Origin of the sequence: Lelliottia sp. 489 (assembly GCF_050435885.1) — a bacterium.
Taxonomy (GTDB): Bacteria; Pseudomonadota; Gammaproteobacteria; order Enterobacterales; family Enterobacteriaceae; genus Enterobacter; species Enterobacter nimipressuralis.
The window spans coordinates 64,071-86,765 of the sequence record NZ_JBNDLC010000007.1; the positions used below are offsets into that span (position 1 = coordinate 64,071).

Here is a 22,695-nt window from a genome sequence, read left to right on the forward strand (position 1 = left end):
GGCCAGATTTGCGCTCACTCTTTTACCCGCACCACTTCAATCCCCGAACGCTGAAGCTCCTGTAAGCTCTCAGCCGGAATACCTTCGTCGGTGATGATCATATCGATACGCGGGGTATCGATGATTTTATGCAGGCTTGAGCGATTGAACTTGCTGGAATCGGTCACCACGATTATCCGCTCCGCCACTTCGCACATCTTACGGTTCAGTCGGGCTTCATCTTCATTGTGTGTACTGACGCCACGGTCCGTATCTATAGCATCCACCCCCAGGAACAGCAGATCGAAATGGTAGTTTTGCAGCGACTGCTCAGCCTGATCGCCGTAGAACGACTGCGACTGACGACGCAGATGCCCGCCGGTCATCAGCAGCTCGACGCCTTCCGCTTCCAGCAGCGCATTCGCCACGTTCATGCCGTTGGTCATAGCGATCACGTCCGTATGCTGGCGTAACATGCGCGCAATTTCATAGGTCGTGGTGCCGGAGTCGAGAATGATGCGGTGACCTGGTTTGATCAGATTGGCTGCCGCCTGGGCGATGCTGCGTTTGACCGCCGTATTGAGTGAGCTTTTATCTTCGACGGAAGGCTCCAGCCCCGGCGTGTTGCCATCGCAGATCAGCGCGCCGCCGTAGGCACGAACGGCGATACCCTGTTTTTCCAGGAAAGCGAGATCGTTGCGGATCGTCACCGTTGATACGCCATACAGCAGCGAAAGATCGTTCACCTGCACGCTACCCTGCTGCCGCAACCTCTGGATAATTTGTTCACGCCTTTCGCTGGTGCCGGTCACACGTTTCTCCGTGGAGGATTCGGTGCTGCTCATGCGAGCTCCTTTAAGAAAATCTTTCGTTTCATTTCGTTTTATCTATTAACGCCTTTCTTTTAGGGGAATGCAAGCCCCATCCCGCTTCCGACACCCTATTCTTCCCGTGCTGAAACCTTTCATTATGTTTCTTTTGTGAAACAGATCGGAAAACTATTATCTTTCGTTTTATTTTTATAGGACCATCACGCAGTATAAAGTGAAATAAAACGAAAGATTAGCACTCAAACCATCCAACGTGGAGAGGAAAGTGAAACATCTTATTGAAATGGTGGAATTGCACAAGGCAGGGGCAGACAACGGAATTTACGCAGTCTGTTCCGCACATCCACTGGTACTTGAAGCCGCGATTCGCTTCGCTCGCGATCACCACACCGCCCTGCTGGTTGAGGCCACCTCCAACCAGGTGGATCAGTTTGGCGGCTACACGGGTATGACACCCGCCGATTTTCATGCTTTTGTCAGCCAGCTTGCCAGCGGGCTGAATTTCCCCCTGTCGCAGTTGATTTTAGGTGGCGATCATCTCGGCCCTAATCGCTGGCAAAACCTCACCGCCAGTGAAGCGATGGCCAACGCCGACGATCTGATCAAAAGCTACGTGGCCGCCGGGTTCACAAAGATCCACCTCGATTGCAGCATGTCATGCGAGGACGATCCGGTGCCGCTCACGGACGCCATCGTCGCCGAGCGCGCCGCACGGCTGGCGAAGATCGCCGAGCAGACCTGCCGCGAGCGCTTTGGTGAGTCAGACCTGGTGTACGTGATTGGCACAGAAGTGCCGGTTCCCGGCGGTGCTCACGAGACGCTAACCGAACTGGAAGTGACCACACCCCAGGCCGCTCGTGCCACGCTGGAAGCCCATCGCCACGCCTTTGAAAAACAGGGGCTGAGCGCAGTCTGGCCACGCATTATCGGGCTGGTGGTGCAACCTGGCGTTGAGTTCGACCATACCCATGTGATCGACTATCGCCCGGAAAACGCCGTTGCGCTCAGTGAAATGGCAAAATCCTGGGATTCACTGGTCTTTGAAGCGCACTCCACCGACTACCAGACGCCACAGGCGCTGCGCCAGCTGGTAAAAGATCACTTTGCGATTTTGAAAGTCGGCCCGGCTCTCACCTTCGCCCTGCGCGAAGCGCTGTTCTCACTCGCTGCTATTGAAGAAGAGCTGCTGCCGGCCAAAGCCAGCTCGGGCCTGCGTCAGGTGCTTGAAAGCGTGATGCTCGACCGCCCGGAATACTGGCAAAGCCACTACCACGGCGACGGCAACGCCCGTCGGCTGGCGCGCGGCTACAGCTATTCGGATCGCGTTCGTTACTACTGGCCGGACAGTCAGATCGACGACGCCTTCGAACGGCTGGTGCGCAATCTGGCGGATGAGCCGATTCCCCTTCCGCTCGTGAGCCAGTACCTGCCGCTGCAATATCGAAAAGTTCGCGAGGAGGCTCTCAAGGCGACGCCACGGGAACTCATTATCGACCACATTCAGGACATACTGCGCCAGTATCACGCAGCCTGTCAGGGCGCGTCGTCCCATAACGCATAACAACGAAGAGGATAATGCCATGCCAAACATTGTCTTATGCCGCATCGATGAACGGTTAATCCACGGCCAGGTAGGCGTTCAGTGGGTGGGGTTCGCAGGCGCGAATCTGGTGCTGGTCGCTAATGATGACGTCGCTGAGGATTCGGTCCAGCAAAACCTGATGGAAATGGTGCTGGCGGAGGGGATCGCGGTGCGTTTCTGGTCCCTGCAAAAAGTGATCGACAACATTCAGCGCGCCGCCGACCGGCAGAAAATCCTGCTGGTCTGCAAGTCACCGGCCGATTTCCTGACCCTCGTTGAGGGCGGCGTGCCCGTGAAACGTATCAATGTAGGAAACATGCACTACGCCAATGGCAAACAACAAATTGCCAAAACGGTCTCTGTCGACGCCGGTGATATTGCGGCATTTAGCGGCCTGAAAGCCGCCGGGGTGGAATGCTTCGTGCAGGGCGTCCCGACAGAACCCGCTTTGGATCTCTTTAAACTACTCTGAGGGATTCACAATGGAAATCAGTCTGTTGCAGGCCTTTGCGTTGGGCATTCTCGCCTTTATCGCGGGCCTGGATATGTTCAACGGCTTAACGCATATGCACCGCCCGGTGGTGCTTGGGCCGCTGGTGGGCCTGATTCTGGGCGATCTGCATACGGGTATTCTGACCGGCGGGACGCTGGAATTAGTGTGGATGGGGCTGGCACCGCTGGCGGGCGCGCAGCCGCCGAACGTCATTATCGGTACTATTGTCGGGACGACGTTCGCCATCACCACGGGCGTAAAACCGGAAGTCGCGGTGGGTGTGGCGGTGCCGTTCGCTGTTGCGGTTCAGATGGGGATTACTTTCCTGTTCTCGGTCATGTCCGGCGTGATGGTGCGCTGCGACCGGATGGCGGCGAACGCCGACACCACCGGGATCGAGCGGGTGAACTATCTCGCACTCCTGGCACTGGGGATCTTCTATTTTCTTTGCGCATTCCTGCCGATTTACTTCGGGGCAGAGCACGCGAAAACGGCCATTGATGTTCTGCCTGCCCGTCTGATTGACGGTCTCGGCGTGGCAGGCGGCATCATGCCTGCGATTGGTTTTGCCGTGCTACTGAAAATCATGATGAAAAACGTCTACATTCCCTATTTCATCCTCGGTTTTGTCGCCGCCGCCTGGCTCAAACTGCCGGTGCTGGCCATTGCTGCGGCAGCACTGGCGATGGCGCTGATCGATTTTCTGCGTAAATCACCTGAACCGGCCGCGCCGGTCGCCCAGAAAGAGGAATTCGAAGATGGTATCTAATCAAACCACCCTGCCGACCGTCTCCGAAACCGACGAGACGCTTCTGTCCGGCGTGAACGAAAATATCTATGAAGATCAGACTATCGGTGCGGAGCTGACGAAAAAGGATATCAATCGTGTGGCCTGGCGTTCGATGCTGCTGCAGGCATCGTTCAACTACGAGCGTATGCAGGCCTCAGGCTGGCTGTACGGCCTGCTTCCGGCGCTGAAAAAAATCCACAGCAACAAACGCGATCTGGCGCGCGCCATGAAGGGCCATATGGGGTTCTTCAACACCCATCCGTTCCTGGTGACCTTTGTGATCGGCATTATTCTCGCGATGGAGCGCTCGAAGCAGGACGTGAACAGCATTCAGAGCACCAAGATTGCGGTGGGCGCGCCGCTCGGCGGGATTGGTGATGCCATGTTCTGGCTGACGCTGCTGCCGATTTGCGGCGGTATCGGCGCCAGTCTTGCGCTGCAAGGCTCAATTCTTGGCGCAGTCGTGTTTATTGTGATGTTCAACGTGGTACACCTGGGTCTGCGTTTTGGTCTGGCACACTATGCTTATCGTATGGGCGTTGCCGCCATTCCACTGATTAAGGCCAACACCAAAAAGGTCGGCCACGCGGCTTCCATCGTCGGGATGACCGTAATTGGTGCGCTGGTTGCCACCTATGTGCGCCTGAATACCACGCTTGAGATCACCGCAGGGGACGCGGTGGTGAAACTGCAAACCGACGTGATCGACAAGCTGATGCCTGCGTTTCTGCCGCTGGTCTACACCCTGACCATGTTCTGGCTGATCCGCCGTGGCTGGAGCCCGTTACGCCTCATCGGCATTACGGTGGTGCTTGGCGTGGTAGGTAAATTCTGTCACTTCCTGTGAATACAAAGAGGTCTTAGATGTTAAGCATTATTTTGACGGGCCACGGTGGGTTTGCCAGCGGGCTGGAAAAAGCGATGAAGCAGATCCTCGGTGAACAGGAGCAGTTTGTCGCCATCGACTTTCCCGACACCTCCACCACTGCCCTGCTGACCTCGCAGCTGGAACGGGCGATCGCCGATTTGGGTGATGCGGAAGATATCGTCTTTCTGACCGATCTGCTGGGCGGTACGCCTTTCCGCGTGGCCTCCACCATGGCGATGGAAAAGCCGGGATGGGAAGTGATCACTGGCACCAATTTACAGCTGCTGCTGGAGATGGTGATGGAGCGCGACGGCCTGAGTAGCGAAGCCTTTCGCTTACAGGCGCTGGAGTGCGGGCATCGCGGCCTGACGAGTCTGGTGGATGAGCTGGGGCGCTGTCGGGATGAAAAGCCCGTTGAGGAAGGGATCTAACGCCAACTTTTTCATTTCATTCAGGGCAGGCTCTCCCCCTTAGCCCTTTCATTGTGTATTACCTTGGCCTTCGGTGTAGATCCGCAAGGCCTTTCTTTTCCTTTCGTCATCATATCGCGCAGGACATTTACTTTTAAAATATTACTTATGTATCAATGTAATGGGTGAAATTGCGTGTATCTTCGATCACACTTTTCGTTTTATTTCTTTTTGTTTGTTGATCTTTCGCTTTCCTTTCGATAGATTTTAATCAATCGAACAAGTGAAACGAAACGAAAGGCAATAGTGACTGCACTGGCGTCTGACGTGGGTTTCACCTTACTAAGGACTGCGTTATGTCAGAAAGCCAAACCGCCACCGGCACCTGGACGGAAAAAGAGATCCGTCAGCAACCCGACTGCTGGAGCCGTTCCCTTAAAAATATCGCCAATATCCGACAGACTCTCGATCGCTTCCTCACGCCGTTGCTGCAAAAAGACGATCTGCGTATCGTTCTGACGGGAGCGGGAACATCCGCATTTATCGGCGACATTATCGCCCCGTGGCTTTCGCGCCACACCGGAAAAAATTTTACGGCGATTCCCACCACCGATCTGGTGACGAATCCCATGGATTATCTGAATCCTGCGCATCCTTTACTGCTGGTCTCGTTCGCCCGTTCCGGCAACAGCCCGGAAAGCGTGGCCGCCGTCGAGCTGGCAAACCAGTTCGTCCCTGCGTGCTATCACCTGACGATCACCTGCAACGAAGCCGGTAGCCTGTACCAAACCGCCGTCGCCAGCGACAACGCCTTTGCCCTGCTGATGCCTGCTGAAACGCACGATCGCGGATTCGCCATGACCAGCAGCATCACCACCATGATGGCGAGCTGCCTCGCGGTGTTCGCACCGGATACGATCAACTGTCACACCTTCCAGGACGTGGCGGATCGCTGCCAGTCGATCCTCGCCTCGCTAACCGATTTCAGTCACGGCGTGTTCGGTGATAAGCCCTGGAAGCGCATCGTCTATCTCGGCAGCGGCGGATTACAGGCGGCGGCTCGGGAATCGGCGCTCAAAGTGCTGGAGCTTACCGCCGGGAAAGTGGTCGCGTTTTACGACTCGCCGACCGGGTTCCGTCACGGCCCGAAATCGCTGGTCGATAACGAAACGCTGGTGGTGCTGTTTATTTCCAGCCATCCGTATACGCGCCAGTACGATCTTGATCTGCTCGAAGAACTGCGCCGCGACGGCCAGGCCATGCATGTGGTCGCCATCGCCGCCGATCGCGATCCGGTGATCGACGCTGGCCCTCACATTCTGCTGCCCGCCTCGCGTGACTTTATCGACGTGGAACTGGCCTTTTGTTTCCTGATCTACGCCCAGGTCTTTGCCCTGACCCAGTCGATTAGCGTCGGCAATACCCCGGACACCCCATCCGCCAGCGGTACCGTCAACCGCGTAGTGCAAGGCGTTGTGATTCACCCGTGGTCAGCCCCAAGGAGCGCATCATGAGCATTATCTCCACCAAATATCTTCTTCAGGATGCCCAGGCAAAAGGGTATGCAGTGCCTGCGTTTAACATCCATAACGCCGAGACGATCCAGGCGATCCTCGAAGTGTGCAGCGAAATGCGATCGCCGGTGATCCTCGCCGGAACGCCCGGCACTTATAAACATATCGCCTTCGAAGAGATCTACGCCCTGTGCAGCGCCTACTCCATTAGCTACGACATGCCGCTGGCACTGCACCTCGATCACCACGAATCACTGGACGATATTCGTCGCAAGGTCAATGCGGGGGTGCGCAGCGCGATGATTGACGGCAGTCATTACCCGTTTGAGCAGAACGTGAAGCTGGTGAAATCGGTGGTGGATTTCTGCCATCTGAATGATTGCAGCGTCGAGGCAGAGCTGGGGCGGCTGGGCGGTGTGGAAGACGACATGAGCGTGGACGCAGAGAGCGCATTTCTGACGGACCCGCAGGAAGCGAAACGCTTTGTCGAACTGACCGGCGTCGACAGCCTCGCAGTGGCGATCGGCACGGCGCATGGGCTGTATACCAAAACGCCGAAAATTGATTTCAAACGCCTCGGTGAAATCCGCGACGTGGTGGATATTCCGCTGGTCTTGCACGGCGCGAGCGATGTGCCGGATGAATATGTGCGTCGCACTATTGAGCTTGGCGTATGCAAAGTGAATGTGGCAACGGAACTGAAAATCGCGTTTTCCGCGGCGGTCAAAGAGTGGTTTCGCGAAAATCCGCAGGGTAACGATCCGCGTTACTACATGCGAGTGGGTATGGACGCCATGAAAGAGGTGGTAAAAAACAAAATAAACGTCTGCGGATCGGCCAACAAGCTGGTGCTCGATTCCGCCACCGTTTGATAAAGACAACGACACTCACAACTCAACATCGGCAGGAAGGAAGACTATGAGCAGTCCCAATATCTTATTGACACGTATCGATAATCGTCTGGTGCATGGTCAGGTTGGTGTGACATGGACGTCGACCATCGGAGCCAATTTGTTGATCGTCGTTGACGATGAGGTCGCCAAAGACGAGATCCAGCAAAAACTGATGGGCATTACCGCCGATACCTATGGATTTGGTATCCGCTTTTTCTCCATCGAGAAGACTATCGCCATCATTGAAAAAGCCGCGCCGCACCAGAAAATTTTCCTGATTTGCCGCACGCCGGACATCGTCAGGAAACTGATTGAAGGCGGCGTGCCACTGAAGGATGTCAACGTCGGCAATATGCACTTCTCAGAGGGGAAACGGCAGATCAGCAGCAAAGTGTATGTCGACGAACAGGATCTCGACGATCTGCGCTTTATCAAGCACAGCGGCGTGAATCTTTTTATCCAGGATGTTCCCGGTGATGCGAAAGAGGGCATCCCCGATTAGTGGCAGTGTCTCGACATTCAAATAGCTGAAGTCATCATTACGAGGCAAAAAAATGCACGAAATAACATTGATTCAGGGGATATCCCTGGCGGCTTTAGTATTTTTTCTAGGGATAGATTTCTGGCTGGAAGCACTGTTTCTGTTTCGCCCCATCATCGTTTGTACCCTCACCGGGGCGATTCTGGGCGATATCCACATCGGCTTAATTACCGGCGGTTTGACGGAGCTGGCGTTCGCCGGTTTAACCCCTGCTGGCGGTGTGCAGCCGCCGAACCCGATTATGGCCGGGGTGATGACCACCGTCATTGCCTGGTCCACCGGGGTCGATGCCAAAACCGCTATCGGTCTAGGGCTGCCGTTTAGCCTGCTGATGCAGTATGTGATTCTGTTTTTCTATTCAGCGTTCTCGCTGTTTATGTCGAAGGCCGATAAGTACGCGAAAGAGACCAACACCGCCGCTTTCGCCCGTCTGAACTGGACAACGACGCTGATTGTCGCCTGCACTTACGCCGTCATTACCTTCCTCTGCACTTATCTGGCGCAAGGAGCCATGCAGGCGCTGGTCAAAGCGATGCCTGCCTGGCTTACCCACGGCTTTGAAGTCGCGGGCGGCATTCTGCCTGCGGTCGGCTTCGGCCTGCTGCTGCGCGTGATGTTCAAGGCGCAGTACATTCCGTATCTCATCGCCGGGTTCTTGTTCGTCTGTTATATCCAGGTGAGCAACCTACTTCCGGTGGCCGTGCTGGGGGCCGGATTTGCGGTGTATGAGTTCTTTAATGCTAAAGCCAAAAACGCCGCGCAGCCCGCTGTCACTGCTGCGAAAAAAGATGAAGAGGATTACAGTAATGGGATCTGAAATCAGTAAAAAAGACATTACCCGCCTTGGCTTTCGCTCCTCTCTGCTGCAGGCGAGCTTTAACTACGAACGCATGCAGGCGGGCGGTTTTACCTGGGCGATGTTGCCGATCCTGAAAAAGATCTACAAAGGCGACAAAGAAGGGTTAAGCGCGGCGATGAAGGATCATCTGGAATTTATCAACACTCACCCGAATCTGGTGGGGTTCCTGATGGGCCTGTTGATCTCCATGGAGGAGAAAGGCGAAAACCGCAGCACCATTAAAGGGTTGAAAGTGGCGCTGTTTGGTCCTATCGCCGGAATTGGCGACGCGATTTTCTGGTTTACGCTGCTGCCGATCATGGCCGGGATTTGTTCGTCGTTTGCCAGCCAGGGCAACCTGCTGGGACCGATAATGTTCTTCGCCGTTTACCTTGCGATCTTCTTCCTGCGTGTAGGCTGGACGCATGTTGGGTATACGGTGGGGATCAAAGCGATCGATAAGGTGCGAGAAAATTCACAGATGATCGCCCGGTCGGCAACCATTCTTGGGATCACGGTGATCGGCGGGCTGATAGCCTCGTACGTGCATATCAACGTTGTCACCAGCTTTACCATCGACGCCACTCACAGCGTGGCGCTGCAGAAGGACTTCTTTGACAAGGTGTTCCCGAACATTTTGCCGATGGGCTATACCCTGCTGATGTACTACCTGCTGCGGGTCAAGAAAGCGCATCCGGTAATGCTGATTGCCGTCACTTTTGTGCTGGCGATTGCGGGGTCGGGATTGGGGATTTTGTAACTATGAGCGTGCCGGGCATAGCTATGCTTGCCCGGCAAGGGACACTGAATTCACCTGCCAGTGACCGCCTTTTTTTGGCCCGATGCGCTGTAGCAGGGATTTTTCCTGTAACTGTTTGAGATAACGTTCAATTGTTCGCGACGTGACACCGATTTGTTCCGCCAGCATAGCTGCCGACATCTTCGGATGATCCTTCAAGAGTTTAAGAATGTGGCGTTCACCGTCTGTTAGATGTGCCGCATTTTCTTCCGACACTTTTTCCGACATTTCTTCCGACACGGATGGGGACTGCGATATGCCCTCCCGAAGCGCGTCAGCTATATTCCTGAGCATAAATTCGATGAAAGCTGTGCAATCGCTCGCTTTATCACACTGACCCAGAATCTGGTAGTAATCGGCCTGTTGATAATGGACGGGTAACCACGCCAGTTCATTGCGCCATTGACTCAGAATCAAGGTTTGCCACAAACGACCCATGCGGCCATTTCCGTCGGCAAACGGATGAATAAATTCAAACTCATAGTGAAAAATTGAGCTGGCAATCAGGGGATGGAGCTCTGTCTTCTTAAGCCAGTCCAGCAGTTCATCAACGAGGCGAGGCACCTGCGAAGCGGGAGGAGCCATATGCACCAGCGCGTTACCACGATAAACACCCACATCACCAGACCGCACTCTCCCGGGGCTATCAACGAGTCCGGTCATTAACAGGCGGTGAGCGTTCAGGAGATCGCTAAGCTGCCACGCTTTCCAGTCAGGCATTTTCTCATAGGCGAGAATTGCGTTTCGCACCTCCTGAATATCCTTTTCAGGCGCAAGCACTCTCTTGCCTTCCATGATCGCCGTCACCTGTCCAGTCGTCAGCGAGTTATGCTCAATCGCCAGCGATGCCTGAATGGTACGAATGCGATTTTTTTTACGAAGCAGTGGTGACGCGCGTCCAGACTGAGCCGCCCAATGTCCCAGCAGTTCGCCAATTTCCACAACCTGATTGAGGATGGTTGGAGTAATGGAGAAAGGAGGCTGGTAGCGGCTCATAGATTATTCCCCCTGCTGCTCCAGGGCATGCTTATACAGCGCATTCTTTTTCACGCCGTGGATTTCGGCGGCGAGGGCGGCGGCTTTTTTCAGCGGCAGTTCCGTTTGCAGAAGCGCCAGAGTGCGCAGCGCTTCGGCAGGTAGCGCCTCTTCTTGCGCTTTATGGCCTTCGACAATTAGCACCATCTCCCCTTTGCGGCGGTTCTCGTCCTCTTTCACCCACGCCAGCAGTTCACCGACCGGTGCGCCGTGGATGTTTTCCCAGGTTTTGGTCAGCTCGCGGGCCAGCACCACGTAGCGAGACTCCCCCCAGACGGCAACCATATCTTCTAAACTGTCCAGCAGACGGTGGGTTGATTCATAGAAAATCAGCGTGCGCGGTTCGGCTTCGAGATCCTTCAGGACGTCGCGACGGCCTTTGGATTTTGCCGGTAAGAAACCTTCGTAACAGAAGCGGTCGGATGGCAGGCCCGCCGCGCTTAAAGCGGCAATCGCTGCGCACGGACCCGGCAGCGGCACCACGCGGATACCCGCTTCGCGGCAGGTACGCACCAGGTGATAGCCCGGATCGTTGATCAGCGGCGTCCCTGCATCGGACACCAGCGCGATAGTCATCCCTTCTTTCAGTTTAGCCACCAGCGTTTCGGCTTTTTGTTGCTCATTGTGATCGTGCAAGGCAAACATTTTGGCGCTGATCGCGAAATGTTGCAGCAGCAGGCCAGTATGGCGGGTATCTTCAGCGGCAATTAAATCAACAGCTTGTAAAACGGTGAGCGCACGTTGGGTAATATCAGACAAATTCCCGATAGGAGTAGGTACAATATAAAGCTGGCCTTGAGAATTATCTGCCGTTTCGTGTTGTTTCATTGTTTAGTCCGTATTGCCGATTTAATATTGAGCATTGCCTAAAAAATATCACTGGATACAGTATGGTACCCTTAACGTTTCTTCGAACAAAAGCTTCGCGCAGCCTGCCCATTGTGCTGGCAGCGCTGATTTTCGCAGGCTGTGGCACTCAGGCGCCCGATCAGACTGCTGCCCATATGCAGGGTACTGCGCAGGCTGATTCTGGCTATTATCTGCAACAAATGTCGCAAAGCTCAGATGATACCAAGACCAACTGGCAATTACTTGCCATTCGTTCACTGCTGAAAGAAGGCAAAACGCAGCAGGCGGTCGATCTGTATAACCAGCTGCCGCAGGAACTGAACGATACCCAGCACCGCGAACAGACTCTGCTGTCGGCCGAAGTGAAAACCGCGCAGAAAGATTACGCGGCGGCAAAAAAAATCCTCGCTGATATCGACGTGAAAGCGCTGGATAACAACCAACAGGCACGCTACTGGCAGGCGACCATCGCCGCCGAACAGGGCCGCCCTTCGCTGGCCCTGCTCCGCGCGCTGATTGCGCAGGAGCCGTTGCTGAGCGGCGATGCTAAGCAGAAAAATATCGATGCCACCTGGCAGGCGCTTTCCGCGATGACGCCGGAACAGGCGCAAACGCTGGTGATCAACGCCGACGAAAACGTACTCCAGGGCTGGCTGGATTTGCAGCAGATGTGGTTCAACAACCGCAGCGATCCGAAAATGCTCAAAGCCGGGATCACCGACTGGCAGACTCGTTATCCGCAAAATCCAGGCGCGAAAATGCTGCCAACGCAGCTGGTGAACGTGCAAAACTTCAAACCGGCTTCCGTCAATAAAATCGCCCTGTTACTGCCCCTGAACGGTCAGGCGGCGGTGTTTGGTCGTACCATTCAGCAGGGCTTTGAAGCGGCGAAAAACGGCACCACCGCCGTTGCGGGGAACGCCGTCCCGGCACAGGCTGCGCAGGCCGCCAATGTCAATGACGTGATCAGCCCCTCTGCGGCGGAAACCAGTGATTTAACGACCTCGCAAGCGCCTGCTCAGGGCACGATGCAGAATCCAGTCACGGCGCCAACCACGCCTCCGGTGGCTGCGCCAGCACCAGAAGCGCAGGAACAGACTCCGGCGCAAGCGCCAGCAGCCCCGGCAACCGATGCCGCTGTCACTGCCCCGCAAACCACCGCACCGGAACAGCAGCCTGCCGCTCAGCCACAGGCCGTTGCGGCCACCACCGCAAATCCAGGTGCAGAGCTGAAGATTTACGACACCAGTTCACAGCCGCTCGATCAGGTTCTGGCGCAGGTTCAGCAGGACGGTGCCAGCATTGTGGTCGGCCCGCTGCTGAAGAATAACGTTGAAGAGCTTATGAAGAGCAACACCACGCTGAACGTGCTGGCCCTCAATCAACCTGAGCAAGTGCAAAACCGCGCGAACATTTGCTATTTCGCACTTTCGCCGGAAGATGAGGCGCGTGACGCTGCACGTCATATCCACGAACAGGGGAAACAGGCTCCACTGCTGCTGACGCCACGTAGCGCTCTCGGCGATCGCGTGGCGAATGCGTTTGCTCAGGAGTGGCAACAGCTGGGCGGCAGCGTGGTACTGCAGCAGAAATTCGGTTCAACATCTGAACTGCGTGCAGGCGTCAACGGCGGTTCCGGTATCGCCCTGACCGGCAGCCCGATTTCGGCCAGCCTGCCTCAGCAGCAGAGCGTCACCATCGGCGGCCTGACCATCCCGGCTCCGCCGACTGATGCGCAAATCAGCGGTGGCGGTAAAGTGGACGCGGCGTACATTGTCGCTACGCCAGAAGAGATTGCCTTTATCAAACCGATGATTGCGATGCGTAACGGTAGCCAGAGCGGTGTAACCTTGTATGCCAGCTCACGTAGCGCGCAAGGGACGGCTGGCCCGGATTTCCGTCTGGAGATGGACGGCCTGCAGTACAGCGAAATTCCAATGCTGGCGGGCAGCAATCCGGCCCTGATGCAGCAGGCGCTGAGCAGCGTGCGTAACGATTACTCCCTCGCACGTCTTTACGCGATGGGCGTGGATGCGTGGGCGCTGGCGAACCACTTTATCCAGATGCGTCAGGTGCCAGGCTTTGAGCTTAACGGCAACACCGGCGATCTCACCGCGACCCAGGATTGCGTGATTAACAGGAAGTTATCATGGCTCAAATACCAGCAGGGGCAGATCGTCCCGGCGAGTTAAGCCGTAAACAGACGGGCGACGCGTGGGAGTTAACAGCGCGTCGCTGGCTGGAAGGCAAAGGACTGCGCTTTATCGCCGCCAACGTTCGTGGACGGGGCGGCGAAATTGATCTGATCATGAAAGAGGGTCAGGTCACCGTGTTTATTGAAGTCCGTTTCCGACAGTCGCCCCGCTTTGGTGGCGCTGCCGCCAGCGTGACGCTCGCCAAACAACGTAAATTATTACAAACTGCCCACTTGTGGCTCGCCCGCCATAATGGGAGTTTTGATACTGTGGATTGCCGGTTCGATGTGGTAGCCTTCACCGGAAACGACGTAGAATGGCTTAAAAACGCCTTTGGCGAAGACGTCTAAAACAAAGTTTTAAAGGGATAACGTGCTCGAAAGAATTAAGGTTTGTTTCACAGAAAGCATTCAAACTCAGATTGCAGCGGCGGAAGCCCTCCCGGATGCTATTTCTCGTGCCGCGATGACGCTGGTGCAGTCCCTGCTTAATGGCAACAAAATCCTCTGTTGTGGCAATGGCACATCGGCCGCCAACGCACAGCATTTTGCTGCCAGCATGATCAATCGTTTTGAAACAGAACGCCCAAGTTTACCCGCCATTGCACTTAATACCGATAATGTGGTCTTAACGGCGATTGCCAACGATCGTCTGCATGACGAAATATACGCAAAACAGGTACGCGCCTTAGGGCATGCCGGGGATGTTCTGCTGGCGATTTCCACGCGCGGTAATAGCCGCGATATCGTCAAAGCCGTTGAAGCGGCCGTGACGCGCGATATGACTATCGTCGCGCTGACGGGCTATGACGGTGGCGAACTGGCGGGTCTTTTAGGGCCGCAGGATGTGGAAATCCGCATTCCTTCGCATCGCAGCGCGCGCATTCAGGAAATGCACATGCTGACGGTGAACTGCTTATGCGATCTGATCGATAACACGCTTTTCCCTCACCAGGATGATTAAGGAGTACTAATGAAGGCATTAACGCCCCTCGCAGTCCTTATTTCTGCGCTGCTGCTTCAGGGATGCATCGCGGCGGCCGTTGTGGGTACTGCGGCTGTTGGCACCAAAGCCGCAACCGACCCGCGCTCTGTGGGAACTCAGGTGGACGACGGTACGCTGGAACTGCGCGTGAACAGCGCCCTGTCGAAAGACGAACAAATTAAGAAAGAAGCGCGTATCAACGTTACCGCCTATCAGGGCAAAGTGCTGCTGGCAGGCCAGGCGCCGAATCTGGATGTCGCATCCCGTGCGAAACAGATTGCCATGGGCGTAGAAGGCACCACCGAGGTGTTTAACGAAGTGCGTCAGGGCCAGCCGATTGGTCTGGGCACTGCGTCGTCGGATACCTGGATCACCACCAAAGTGCGCTCCCAGCTGTTGGCTAGCGATCAGGTGAAATCGTCCAACGTGAAAGTCACCACCGAGAATGGCGAAGTGTTCCTGCTCGGTTTGGTCACGGATCGTGAAGGCAAAGCGGCAGCGGATATTGCCAGCCGCGTGAGCGGTGTGAAGAAAGTCACGACGGCCTTTACCTTCATCAAATAATTAAAAAACCCGGCGATTGCCGGGTTTTTTATGTCTTACAGCAGCGCAATGCTGCCCGTGATAACCCCGCCTATCGCCACCAGCAGTCCCGTCAGCCACAGGGCTTTTGCCGGGAATGATTTGCGCAGCATAATCAGTGACGGCAGGCTGACCGCCGGAAGCGTCATCAAAAGCGCCAGCGCAGGTGCAGCGCCCATCCCCGCGAGCATCATGGTCTGCACAATCGGGATTTCTGCTGCCGTCGGGATGACAAACAGGCATCCGGCAACCGCCATCGCAATCACCCATAGCAGCGTGTTATCGATCGCCCCGTCCGCATGAGGGAACAACCAGACACGCGCCGCGCCAAGGACCAGCACCGCCAGAATATAGACCGGGATAGTGCTCCAGAAGAGCTGCCACAGCGCCTTGCCCCAGCGGGAGAAAAACGTCCCTTGCGGTTCAGGCGTGGCAACGTCGATGGAGACAGGCTGCACGAGCCGATCTTTCACCAGATACTGCACCAGTGAAGCAACGACCAGCACCATGATCACCCCGGCCACCAGACGGATCAGCGCGAAATGCCAGCCCAGCACAAAGCCCATAAAGACCAGCGTCGCCGGGCTAAGCACCGGATTTCCCATCCAGAAAGCCAGCGCCCCGCCCATTGACACATTCTGGCGCCGCATCCCCGCCGTCACGGGCGCCGCGCAGCAGGAACACATCATTCCAGGCAGAGAGAAGATCGTGCCAAGCAGCGTCCCCTGAAAGCGTGGCTGTCCAAGCGTACGCATCAGCCAGTGGCGCGGAATCAGCACCTGAATCAGGGAACCGAGCAGCACACCCAGCACTGCCGCTTTCCAGACCGCCAGGAAGTAGACCATCGCATAATCCCATGCCGCCTGCAGCGGGCTGGTTTCTGCCTGCGCCAGTATGGATTTACCGATGCTGTGGGTTTCCGCGGCGGTGAACGCTTTGCCGTAATAGGGCTGCCATTTCACATACCAAAGACCAATAATTACGACGAGAAAAAAGAGTGCGGGCTTCCACCACTGAAATGGCGTTGCCGCCTGAGATGAAGACTGACCAGTCATAGCATTCCCCGGGGAGTGTAATTAATTTAGCCCGGGGAGTTTACGCCTCACCTTTGGCGATTTCACGCAGTTTAGCCGAGGGGATAATATTGACGCCCTCTTTTGAGGGAGAACGTGCTTCGTGCAGCATAGCGCTCGCCACATCACGTGCCTGAATAGATTTCCAGTTACCCGGAAAAAGCTGGAACAGGGGCGCAAAAATGGACTCATTAAAACGCTGCTTTTCGCGATCGCCCAGCAACATTGACGGTCGCACAATCGTGAGCCGCTCCCAGTTCTGTGCAATCAGCGCATCTTCCATTTTGCCTTTCACTTTGTTGTAAAAGAACGGCGAGCTGGCATTGGCCCCCATTGAGCTGACCACCAGAAAATGCTTTGCGCCCAACCGTTTAGCCGTTAGCGCCGTGTCCACCACCAGCGTGTAGTCGGCGTGGATAAAAGCCTCTTTGCTCCCGGCTTCGCGGCGGGTCGTGCCCAGGCAGCAGAAGGCGATATCAATCGGGTCCTGCACCTGGCCGAGTGCATCTGTTAGCTGCGGATCGTGGGGGTTAAAGACGCCGGAAATATCCGCCAGTGGGCGTCGCGTCGGCGCGGCAATGTAGTTGATCCAGGGCTGCTGGATCAGCATTCGCAACAAGTGTCCGCCCACCAGCCCGGTGGTACCTGTGATTAATACCTGGCTCATTTTGTCTCCTTTGCAGATTAGTCCGTTTGCGATTTCAGTCTGCTTAGCCACACTTAAAAGTCTGTTACGGGTAAGTATTTACCACAAACGGCAAAAAATCTGTCTGAAGCCAAAACAACGGAGGAAGCATGAGCAAGAAAATAGCCGTCTTGATCACCGATGAGTTTGAAGATTCAGAGTTCACCTCTCCTGCAGAGGCGTTCCGCAAAGCGGGACATGAGGTCATCACCATCGACAAGCAGGCCGGAAAAACGGTGAAAGGCCATAAAGGCGAGGCCAGCGTCACCATCGACAAAGCCATTGATGAGGTGCGTCCGGCGGATTTCGACGCCCTGCTGCTGCCTGGCGGTCACTCCCCGGATACGCTGCGCGGTGACGAGCGCTTTGTGACGTTCACGCGCGATTTTGTCTCCAGCGGCAAGCCTGTCTTCGCGATCTGCCATGGGCCACAGCTGCTGATCAGCGCCGAAGTGGTGCGTGGGCGCAAGCTGACAGCGGTTAAACCGATCGTTATCGATCTTAAAAACGCGGGCGCTGATTTTTACGATCAGGAAGTGGTCGTCGATAACAATCAGCTGGTGACCAGCCGTACGCCGGACGATCTGCCCGCCTTTAATCGCGAAGCGTTACGCCTGCTCGGCTCGTAGCCAGTGAAGCTTTTTGCCAAAGCCCAGCGTGTTGTCTGTGAACTTCAGCTCATCGAGGCGAATTTCCCAGACGGGTGCTGACAAAGCAAGCGCAACCGGGAAGCGACGTGTATAGCGCTTGCGCATCGCGTCGCTCTCTTCCCCTTCCAGACGGCGGATCTCGCCTTTAAACTGCACGCCACGAATCAGCGCGACATTTTTCGGCTGGCCGTTAACAGTGCCGGCGACAGGTGCTTGTGGCCCGGACATCTGCGCATGACGGGTTTTATCTTCGCTTAAGAGGTAAAACGCGACGCGTTCGGGATCGTAAAGGTAAAACGCATTCGCACACCACAGCTCGCCCTCCTGATGGACACACCAGGTGACGACGTGCTGCTTTGCCAGCCAACGGCTGATAGCGGCCAGAGTTTCCATTTTCGCGCTCTCTCATGCTATGGTGCGTTCACCTTAACATACTGAATCTGCAAACTGTGTGCTGGTTTCTCTATCTTGTCCGAACGGCCAATAATGCACTCTACACCGGGATTACCACCGATGTAGCGCGGCGTTTCCTTGAACATCAAACGGGGAAAGGCGCCAAAGCGCTGCGGGGGAAAGGTGAGCTGACGCTGGCCTTTTCGGCGCATGTCGGTGAGCGCTCGCTGGCACTGAAGATGGAGTACCGCATTAAGCAGCTGACGAAGCGCCAGAAAGAGCGCCTCGTCGCCGGGGATGATTCGTTTGAGGCGCTACGCGAGAGCCTGCAAAACGCATCGATTAAAGACGATTGAAGTGGTCGTGATACTCAACCAGACCGCTGACGCCGTTCAGCGCGTCATCTGCCAGACGATGCACCTGGAAGGCGGTCTCAGTACCCGGCCAGCGGCAGTGCAAATCGTAAGGCGCGGCAGGCTCAAAACCTAAACGGCCATAGAACGCCGGGTCGCCCAGCGTGACCACCGCCGCGTATCCGAACTCATTCAGAGAATCCAGCCCTTCATAGACCAGCTGGCGCGCCAGCCCCTGACCGCGATAGTTTTCGTCGACAGCCAACGGTGCCATTCCGACCCACTGAAGATCTTCGCCCTGAACGGCGACCGGGCTGAACGCCACATAACCCACAACCTGTCCTTCGTCATCCGTCGCAACCAGGCCGAGCGTCACCAGCCCGTCTTCACGCAGATCGTGGACCAGTCGGGCCTCGGCGTCTTCCGGGAATGACCGACGTAATAATGAATCAATGCCAGGGGCATCAATCCCAATTTCAACTCGAATCAGCATGGCTCACCTACTGAAGTGTGTTTACTTTCGGGCGGGGTTTTCAGCCCCGCCTCAACGAAATCGGCCATTTGCATCAGCACCGTGCGCAGCGCCTTCGGCATCTGATCCAGCTCAATGGCATCCATTAAATTTTTGACGTACAGGCCAAGCTCGGTATCCCCTTCAATCACCAGACGACGCTGGAAGAAGAGGGTATCCGGGTCCTGCTTACGCGCGGCGATCATCAGCAGATCGCTGGCATTCGCGCTGAAACTGACATCCGCCGGGGCAGAATCACTGACCATCAGCTTGCCGTTCTCGACGGAGGTAAACCAGCACAGTCCGATGTCACGCACCTCGATACGTAGCCAGCGCCCGTCGAGAAACTCCAGCTCGCCCTCTTCCAGCGCCTGGCGGAACTGCCAGCTCAGCACCTGCTGAATCACCTGGCGTTTAAGAGCGAACGGCGTGAGTTTGACCGGCACGCTTAGCAGAGATGGACCAAATTGTACGAGGCGTGAACGCAGTTTTTCCAGCACGAGCTTTACTCCCTGATGTCGATAATCCTGTTATTTTGCCATATCCGGCAGCCATCGTAGCGGCGTAAATCAACAAACCGTATTGCGGCATGATTGATTATTGGTGTCATCAATACGCCATTAACTGCCTTAAATCAAAAATTGTCGCGTGGAGGTTAATTAAACTCCCCGTTCGTTAACAATTTTGTGCCCTCTGGGGCAGCGAACGTCAGGATAAATTATGGAGCTGCTCTGTCCAGCCGGAAACCTTCCGGCACTTAAAGCGGCCATCGAAAACGGCGCCGATGCAGTCTATATCGGGCTGAAAGATGACACCAACGCCCGCCACTTTGCTGGTCTGAACTTCACGGAGAAGAAGCTCCAGGAAGCGGTCAATTTCGTTCACCAGCACCGCCGCAAGTTACATATCGCCATCAACACCTTTGCGCATCCCGATGGTTATGTACGCTGGCAGCGCGCGGTGGATATGGCGGCACAGCTCGGGGCAGACGCGTTGATCCTCGCTGACCTCGCTATGCTGGAGTATGCCGCAGAACGCTATCCGCATATTGAGCGCCATGTCTCTGTTCAGGCCTCGGCCACCAACGAAGAGGCCGTGCGCTTTTATCATCGTCACTTTGACGTCGCCCGCGTGGTGTTGCCGCGCGTGCTGTCTATTCATCAGGTTAAGCAACTGGCGCGGGTCTCGCCAGTTCCACTGGAAGTTTTTGCGTTCGGCAGCCTGTGCATCATGGCTGAAGGCCGCTGCTATCTCTCGTCCTATCTGACCGGCGAATCACCGAACACCGTCGGGGCCTGCTCCCCTGCCCGCTTTGTGCGCTGGCAGCAGACACCACAGGGACTGGAGTCGCGTCTGAATGACGTACTGATCGACCGCTATCAGGACGGGGAAAACGCCGGATATCCGACGCTGTGCAAAGGCCGTTATCTGGTCGACGGCGAGCGCTATCACGCCCTGGAAGAACCCACCAGCCTGAACACGCTGGAACTGCTGCCGGAACTGCTGGCGGCGAACATTGCCTCGGTGAAAATCGAAGGTCGTCAGCGCAGCCCGGCGTACGTCAGCCAGGTGGCGAAAGTGTGGCGGCAGGCGATCGATCGCTGCATGGCCGATCCGCAGAATTACGCCCCACAACCGGCCTGGATGGACACCCTGGGCGCGATGTCCGAAGGCACGCAAACCACGCTTGGCGCGTATCACCGTAAATGGCAGTGAGATAATCCATGAAATATTCATTAGGACCCGTGCTCTACTACTGGTCAAAAGAGACGCTGGAAGATTTTTACCAGCAGGCGGCGGGCAGTAGCGCCGATACGATTTATCTCGGGGAGTCCGTCTGCAGCAAACGTCGTGCAACCAAAGTGGGCGACTGGCTGGATATGGCGAAAAACCTCGCTGGCAGCGGCAAGCAGGTGGTGCTGTCGACGCTTGCGCTGGTGCAGGCCTCATCGGAGCTGGGCGAGATTAAACGCTACGTCGAGAACGGTGATTTCCTGCTGGAAGCGAGCGATCTCGGCGTGGTGAACATGTGCGCTGAACGCAAGCTACCGTTTGTCGCCGGACATGCGCTCAACTGCTATAACGCCGTGACCCTGCGCCTGCTGCTGAAACAGGGGATGACGCGCTGGTGTATGCCAGTGGAACTCTCCCGCGACTGGCTGGTCAACCTGCTGAATCAGTGTGAAGATCTGGGTATCCGCAATCAGTTTGAAGTGGAAGTGTTGAGCTACGGGCATCTGCCGCTGGCGTATTCCGCGCGCTGCTTCACTGCCCGCTCCGAAGACCGCCCGAAAGACGAATGCGAAACCTGCTGCATCAAGTATCCCAACGGACGCAATATGCTGTCGCAGGAGAACCAGCAGGTATTTGTCCTTAACGGCATTCAGACCATGAGCGGCTATGTTTACAATCTCGGCAACGAGCTGACGTCGATGCAGGGAGTGGTGGATATGGTGCGCCTGTCACCGCTGGACACTAACGTATTTGCGATGCTGGATGCGTTTCGCGCTAACGAAAATGGCACCGCACCCCTGCCGCTGAAGGCAAACAGCGACTGCAACGGTTACTGGAAACGTGTGGCCGGGCTGGAGCTGCAGGCCTAAATGTAGACATCTTTTAAGCTGCATGAAAGCGGCCAGTCTGGAAATCCGCGTAAGCATACTCAAGTCAGTGTCGGGATAAACAGATCAAGCCAACGCACAGGCAGTTTGCAGGATGAAGTGTAAAAGCTCACTTTGTTAACAACGGTTATTAATTTTTAATGCACTATTAAAAGATTCACCGTCGACAAAGTGAGCTGTTATGACTGATAAATCCATTCCTTTTTCGGTGCTCGATCTGGCGCCGATCCCAGAAGGCTCCTCGGCACGAGAAGCTTTTTCTCACTCTCTGGATCTTGCCCGTCTCGCGGAACAGCGTGGCTATCATCGCTACTGGCTGGCAGAACATCACAACATGGTGGGCATCGCCAGCGCGGCGACCTCAGTGCTGATTGGCTATCTGGCGGCAAACACCACGACTCTGCATCTCGGCTCGGGCGGCGTAATGTTGCCGAATCACTCCCCGCTGGTGATTGCCGAACAGTTTGGCACCCTGAATACGCTCTATCCCGGGCGAATTGATTTAGGGCTTGGTCGTGCGCCAGGCAGCGATCAGCCAACTATGCGCGCGCTGCGTCGTCATATGGGCGGTGATATTGATAACTTCCCGCGCGATGTGGCAGAGCTGGTGGACTGGTTTGATGCGCGCGATCCTCATCCGCAGGTGCGCCCGGTACCCGGTTACGGCGAGAAGATCCCCGTGTGGCTGCTCGGTTCGAGCCTGTATAGCGCACAGCTGGCGGCGCAGCTCGGTCTGCCGTTTGCGTTTGCCTCCCACTTTGCCCCGGATATGCTGCATCAGGCGCTGCATCTCTATCGCACTCAGTTCAAACCGTCCGAACGGCTGGAAAAACCGCACGCGATGGTGTGTATCAACATTATCGCCGCCGACAGCAACCGCGATGCGGAATTCCTCTTTACCTCCATGCAGCAGGCGTTTGCGAAGCTGCGCCGTGGCGAAAGCGGACAGCTGCCGCCGCCGGTGGAGAATATGCATCAGCTGTGGTCAGCGTCGGAACAGTACGGTGTGCAGCAGGCACTCAGTATGTCGCTGGTGGGCGATAAAGCGAAAGTGCGTCACGGTCTGGAGGTGGTGCTACGAGAAACGCAGGCCGACGAGATTATGGTTAACGGGCAGATTTTCGATCACCAGGCGCGTTTGCACTCGTTTGATCTGGCCATGCAGGTGAAAGAAGAGTTGTTAGGATAGCGTTTGTGCCCGGTGGCAATACGCCTGCCGGACCTACA

Annotated in this window: 27 protein-coding genes; 19 read left to right on the forward strand and 8 right to left on the reverse strand. The window is 55.9% G+C overall.

Annotated features, from left to right (window positions below; translation table 11 throughout):
• Positions 1-14 precede the first annotated feature (14 nt).
• Positions 15-824, reverse strand: a complete 810-nt coding sequence (locus tag ABIE11_RS18420) for a DeoR family transcriptional regulator (RefSeq protein WP_100778785.1) — start codon at positions 822-824, stop codon at positions 15-17.
• A 250-nt stretch (positions 825-1,074) separates the two neighbouring features.
• On the opposite strand from ABIE11_RS18420, the gene kbaZ reads away from it, so the two are divergent.
• The 10 genes from kbaZ (at position 1,075) to agaD (ending at position 9,498) form a co-directional block, all read left to right on the forward strand.
• Complete coding sequence (gene kbaZ, locus ABIE11_RS18425) at positions 1,075-2,370, forward strand: tagatose-bisphosphate aldolase subunit KbaZ (protein WP_231275520.1); 1,296 nt, start codon at positions 1,075-1,077, stop codon at positions 2,368-2,370.
• Between the two features lie 19 nt (positions 2,371-2,389).
• On the forward strand, positions 2,390-2,863 hold the full coding sequence (gene agaV / locus ABIE11_RS18430; RefSeq protein ID WP_429185088.1) for a PTS N-acetylgalactosamine transporter subunit IIB: 474 nt from the start codon (positions 2,390-2,392) through the stop codon (positions 2,861-2,863).
• A gap of 10 nt (positions 2,864-2,873) precedes the next feature.
• On the forward strand, positions 2,874-3,653 hold the full coding sequence (gene agaW, locus ABIE11_RS18435; protein ID WP_429185090.1) for a PTS N-acetylgalactosamine transporter subunit IIC: 780 nt from the start codon (positions 2,874-2,876) through the stop codon (positions 3,651-3,653).
• Positions 3,643-4,521, forward strand: a complete 879-nt coding sequence (gene agaE / locus ABIE11_RS18440) for a PTS N-acetylgalactosamine transporter subunit IID (RefSeq protein ID WP_429185091.1) — start codon at positions 3,643-3,645, stop codon at positions 4,519-4,521. Before agaW ends, agaE begins: the two co-directional genes overlap by 11 nt.
• Before the next feature lie 17 nt (positions 4,522-4,538).
• Positions 4,539-4,973, forward strand: coding sequence for a PTS galactosamine/N-acetylgalactosamine transporter subunit IIA (gene agaF, locus ABIE11_RS18445; RefSeq protein WP_123428272.1), 435 nt, complete (start codon positions 4,539-4,541; stop codon positions 4,971-4,973).
• Positions 4,974-5,308: 335 nt separating this feature from the next.
• Positions 5,309-6,466, forward strand: a complete 1,158-nt coding sequence (locus ABIE11_RS18450) for an SIS domain-containing protein (protein ID WP_429185093.1) — start codon at positions 5,309-5,311, stop codon at positions 6,464-6,466.
• Entirely contained in the window at positions 6,463-7,338 is an 876-nt protein-coding gene (kbaY, locus tag ABIE11_RS18455) for a tagatose-bisphosphate aldolase subunit KbaY (RefSeq protein ID WP_102105470.1), read from the forward strand. The genes ABIE11_RS18450 and kbaY overlap by 4 nt, the downstream gene beginning before the upstream one ends.
• Positions 7,339-7,384: 46 nt before the next feature.
• Complete coding sequence (gene agaB / locus ABIE11_RS18460) at positions 7,385-7,861, forward strand: PTS galactosamine transporter subunit IIB (protein ID WP_100778777.1); 477 nt, start codon at positions 7,385-7,387, stop codon at positions 7,859-7,861.
• A gap of 52 nt (positions 7,862-7,913) precedes the next feature.
• Positions 7,914-8,717, forward strand: a complete 804-nt coding sequence (gene agaC / locus ABIE11_RS18465; RefSeq protein ID WP_100778776.1) for a PTS galactosamine transporter subunit IIC — start codon at positions 7,914-7,916, stop codon at positions 8,715-8,717.
• Positions 8,707-9,498 (forward strand): PTS galactosamine transporter subunit IID, encoded by a 792-nt coding sequence (agaD, locus tag ABIE11_RS18470; protein ID WP_429185094.1) that lies wholly within the window; start codon positions 8,707-8,709, stop codon positions 9,496-9,498. The genes agaC and agaD overlap by 11 nt, the downstream gene beginning before the upstream one ends.
• A 21-nt stretch (positions 9,499-9,519) precedes the next feature.
• On the opposite strand, the gene ABIE11_RS18475 is transcribed toward agaD, so the two are convergent.
• Both ABIE11_RS18475 and rsmI read right to left on the reverse strand, forming a co-directional pair.
• Positions 9,520-10,533, reverse strand: coding sequence for a Fic family protein (locus ABIE11_RS18475; RefSeq protein ID WP_429185095.1), 1,014 nt, complete (start codon positions 10,531-10,533; stop codon positions 9,520-9,522).
• A gap of 3 nt (positions 10,534-10,536) precedes the next feature.
• Positions 10,537-11,400, reverse strand: a complete 864-nt coding sequence (gene rsmI, locus ABIE11_RS18480; RefSeq protein WP_181826908.1) for a 16S rRNA (cytidine(1402)-2'-O)-methyltransferase — start codon at positions 11,398-11,400, stop codon at positions 10,537-10,539.
• A gap of 62 nt (positions 11,401-11,462) precedes the next feature.
• Here rsmI and ABIE11_RS18485 point away from each other — a divergent pair, with 62 nt between their 5' ends.
• The 4 genes from ABIE11_RS18485 to dolP are packed head-to-tail and all read left to right on the forward strand — an operon-like array spanning position 11,463 to position 15,164.
• A complete protein-coding gene (locus tag ABIE11_RS18485) occupies positions 11,463-13,613 on the forward strand; it encodes a penicillin-binding protein activator (RefSeq protein WP_429185096.1) in 2,151 nt (716 codons plus the stop codon).
• A complete protein-coding gene (locus ABIE11_RS18490) occupies positions 13,571-13,966 on the forward strand; it encodes a YraN family protein (RefSeq protein ID WP_429185098.1) in 396 nt (131 codons plus the stop codon). Before ABIE11_RS18485 ends, ABIE11_RS18490 begins: the two co-directional genes overlap by 43 nt.
• Before the next feature lie 22 nt (positions 13,967-13,988).
• Positions 13,989-14,579, forward strand: a complete 591-nt coding sequence (gene diaA / locus ABIE11_RS18495) for a DnaA initiator-associating protein DiaA (RefSeq protein ID WP_003861754.1) — start codon at positions 13,989-13,991, stop codon at positions 14,577-14,579.
• Positions 14,580-14,588: 9 nt separating this feature from the next.
• A complete protein-coding gene (dolP, locus tag ABIE11_RS18500) occupies positions 14,589-15,164 on the forward strand; it encodes a division/outer membrane stress-associated lipid-binding lipoprotein (protein WP_429185100.1) in 576 nt (191 codons plus the stop codon).
• Between the two features lie 35 nt (positions 15,165-15,199).
• Here dolP and ABIE11_RS18505 read toward each other — a convergent pair whose 3' ends face one another.
• Together ABIE11_RS18505 and ABIE11_RS18510 are read right to left on the reverse strand one after the other, a co-directional pair.
• Positions 15,200-16,237 (reverse strand): permease, encoded by a 1,038-nt coding sequence (locus tag ABIE11_RS18505; protein WP_429185102.1) that lies wholly within the window; start codon positions 16,235-16,237, stop codon positions 15,200-15,202.
• A 40-nt stretch (positions 16,238-16,277) separates the two neighbouring features.
• A complete protein-coding gene (locus ABIE11_RS18510; protein ID WP_142503649.1) occupies positions 16,278-16,922 on the reverse strand; it encodes an NAD(P)H-binding protein in 645 nt (214 codons plus the stop codon).
• A 128-nt stretch (positions 16,923-17,050) separates the two neighbouring features.
• Here ABIE11_RS18510 and ABIE11_RS18515 point away from each other — a divergent pair, with 128 nt between their 5' ends.
• A complete protein-coding gene (locus ABIE11_RS18515; RefSeq protein WP_100778768.1) occupies positions 17,051-17,569 on the forward strand; it encodes a type 1 glutamine amidotransferase domain-containing protein in 519 nt (172 codons plus the stop codon).
• Here the strand turns inward: ABIE11_RS18515 and ABIE11_RS18520 are convergent.
• Positions 17,549-17,983: a YhbP family protein gene (locus ABIE11_RS18520; RefSeq protein WP_102105476.1), complete on the reverse strand. Its 435-nt coding sequence runs from the start codon at positions 17,981-17,983 to the stop codon at positions 17,549-17,551. The genes ABIE11_RS18515 and ABIE11_RS18520 overlap by 21 nt on opposite strands.
• 14 nt (positions 17,984-17,997) lie before the next feature.
• Here ABIE11_RS18520 and ABIE11_RS18525 point away from each other — a divergent pair, with 14 nt between their 5' ends.
• Complete coding sequence (locus ABIE11_RS18525; protein ID WP_429185103.1) at positions 17,998-18,339, forward strand: GIY-YIG nuclease family protein; 342 nt, start codon at positions 17,998-18,000, stop codon at positions 18,337-18,339.
• Here ABIE11_RS18525 and ABIE11_RS18530 read toward each other — a convergent pair.
• Positions 18,326-18,829 carry a GNAT family N-acetyltransferase gene (locus ABIE11_RS18530; RefSeq protein ID WP_102105478.1) on the reverse strand — a complete coding sequence of 168 codons (504 nt, stop codon included), beginning with the start codon at positions 18,827-18,829 and terminating at the stop codon, positions 18,326-18,328. The two genes, ABIE11_RS18525 and ABIE11_RS18530, sit on opposite strands and share 14 nt — an antisense overlap.
• Positions 18,823-19,347: a ubiquinone anaerobic biosynthesis accessory factor UbiT gene (gene ubiT / locus ABIE11_RS18535; protein ID WP_181826910.1), complete on the reverse strand. Its 525-nt coding sequence runs from the start codon at positions 19,345-19,347 to the stop codon at positions 18,823-18,825. Before ubiT ends, ABIE11_RS18530 begins: the two co-directional genes overlap by 7 nt.
• 220 nt (positions 19,348-19,567) lie before the next feature.
• Between ubiT and ubiU the strand changes: the two genes are divergently transcribed.
• From ubiU to ABIE11_RS18550, 3 genes are all read left to right on the forward strand, one after another.
• A complete protein-coding gene (ubiU, locus tag ABIE11_RS18540) occupies positions 19,568-20,563 on the forward strand; it encodes a ubiquinone anaerobic biosynthesis protein UbiU (protein WP_100778763.1) in 996 nt (331 codons plus the stop codon).
• An 8-nt stretch (positions 20,564-20,571) separates the two neighbouring features.
• Positions 20,572-21,450, forward strand: coding sequence for a U32 family peptidase (locus tag ABIE11_RS18545; RefSeq protein WP_312154965.1), 879 nt, complete (start codon positions 20,572-20,574; stop codon positions 21,448-21,450).
• A 199-nt stretch (positions 21,451-21,649) separates the two neighbouring features.
• Positions 21,650-22,657: a luciferase-like monooxygenase gene (locus ABIE11_RS18550; RefSeq protein ID WP_429185105.1), complete on the forward strand. Its 1,008-nt coding sequence runs from the start codon at positions 21,650-21,652 to the stop codon at positions 22,655-22,657.
• The last annotated feature ends 38 nt before the right edge of the window (positions 22,658-22,695 follow it).

Bases quoted from the DNA above. Each gene is read 5' to 3' on its own strand.
- ABIE11_RS18420 (WP_100778785.1), bottom strand. From the start codon at position 824: ATGAGCAGCACCGAATCCTCCACGGAGAAACGTGTGACCGGCACCAGC.
- agaV (WP_429185088.1), top strand. From the start codon at position 2,390: ATGCCAAACATTGTCTTATGCCGCATCGATGAACGGTTAATCCACGGC.
- agaW (WP_429185090.1), top strand. From the start codon at position 2,874: ATGGAAATCAGTCTGTTGCAGGCCTTTGCGTTGGGCATTCTCGCCTTT.
- agaE (WP_429185091.1), top strand. From the start codon at position 3,643: ATGGTATCTAATCAAACCACCCTGCCGACCGTCTCCGAAACCGACGAG.
- agaF (WP_123428272.1), top strand. From the start codon at position 4,539: ATGTTAAGCATTATTTTGACGGGCCACGGTGGGTTTGCCAGCGGGCTG.
- ABIE11_RS18450 (WP_429185093.1), top strand. From the start codon at position 5,309: ATGTCAGAAAGCCAAACCGCCACCGGCACCTGGACGGAAAAAGAGATC.
- kbaY (WP_102105470.1), top strand. From the start codon at position 6,463: ATGAGCATTATCTCCACCAAATATCTTCTTCAGGATGCCCAGGCAAAA.
- agaB (WP_100778777.1), top strand. From the start codon at position 7,385: ATGAGCAGTCCCAATATCTTATTGACACGTATCGATAATCGTCTGGTG.
- agaC (WP_100778776.1), top strand. From the start codon at position 7,914: ATGCACGAAATAACATTGATTCAGGGGATATCCCTGGCGGCTTTAGTA.
- agaD (WP_429185094.1), top strand. From the start codon at position 8,707: ATGGGATCTGAAATCAGTAAAAAAGACATTACCCGCCTTGGCTTTCGC.
- ABIE11_RS18475 (WP_429185095.1), bottom strand. From the start codon at position 10,533: ATGAGCCGCTACCAGCCTCCTTTCTCCATTACTCCAACCATCCTCAAT.
- rsmI (WP_181826908.1), bottom strand. From the start codon at position 11,400: ATGAAACAACACGAAACGGCAGATAATTCTCAAGGCCAGCTTTATATT.
- ABIE11_RS18485 (WP_429185096.1), top strand. From the start codon at position 11,463: ATGGTACCCTTAACGTTTCTTCGAACAAAAGCTTCGCGCAGCCTGCCC.
- ABIE11_RS18490 (WP_429185098.1), top strand. From the start codon at position 13,571: ATGGCTCAAATACCAGCAGGGGCAGATCGTCCCGGCGAGTTAAGCCGT.
- dolP (WP_429185100.1), top strand. From the start codon at position 14,589: ATGAAGGCATTAACGCCCCTCGCAGTCCTTATTTCTGCGCTGCTGCTT.
- ABIE11_RS18505 (WP_429185102.1), bottom strand. From the start codon at position 16,237: ATGACTGGTCAGTCTTCATCTCAGGCGGCAACGCCATTTCAGTGGTGG.
- ABIE11_RS18510 (WP_142503649.1), bottom strand. From the start codon at position 16,922: ATGAGCCAGGTATTAATCACAGGTACCACCGGGCTGGTGGGCGGACAC.
- ABIE11_RS18515 (WP_100778768.1), top strand. From the start codon at position 17,051: ATGAGCAAGAAAATAGCCGTCTTGATCACCGATGAGTTTGAAGATTCA.
- ABIE11_RS18520 (WP_102105476.1), bottom strand. From the start codon at position 17,983: ATGGAAACTCTGGCCGCTATCAGCCGTTGGCTGGCAAAGCAGCACGTC.
- ABIE11_RS18525 (WP_429185103.1), top strand. From the start codon at position 17,998: ATGCTATGGTGCGTTCACCTTAACATACTGAATCTGCAAACTGTGTGC.
- ABIE11_RS18530 (WP_102105478.1), bottom strand. From the start codon at position 18,829: ATGCTGATTCGAGTTGAAATTGGGATTGATGCCCCTGGCATTGATTCA.
- ubiU (WP_100778763.1), top strand. From the start codon at position 19,568: ATGGAGCTGCTCTGTCCAGCCGGAAACCTTCCGGCACTTAAAGCGGCC.
- ABIE11_RS18545 (WP_312154965.1), top strand. From the start codon at position 20,572: ATGAAATATTCATTAGGACCCGTGCTCTACTACTGGTCAAAAGAGACG.
- ABIE11_RS18550 (WP_429185105.1), top strand. From the start codon at position 21,650: ATGACTGATAAATCCATTCCTTTTTCGGTGCTCGATCTGGCGCCGATC.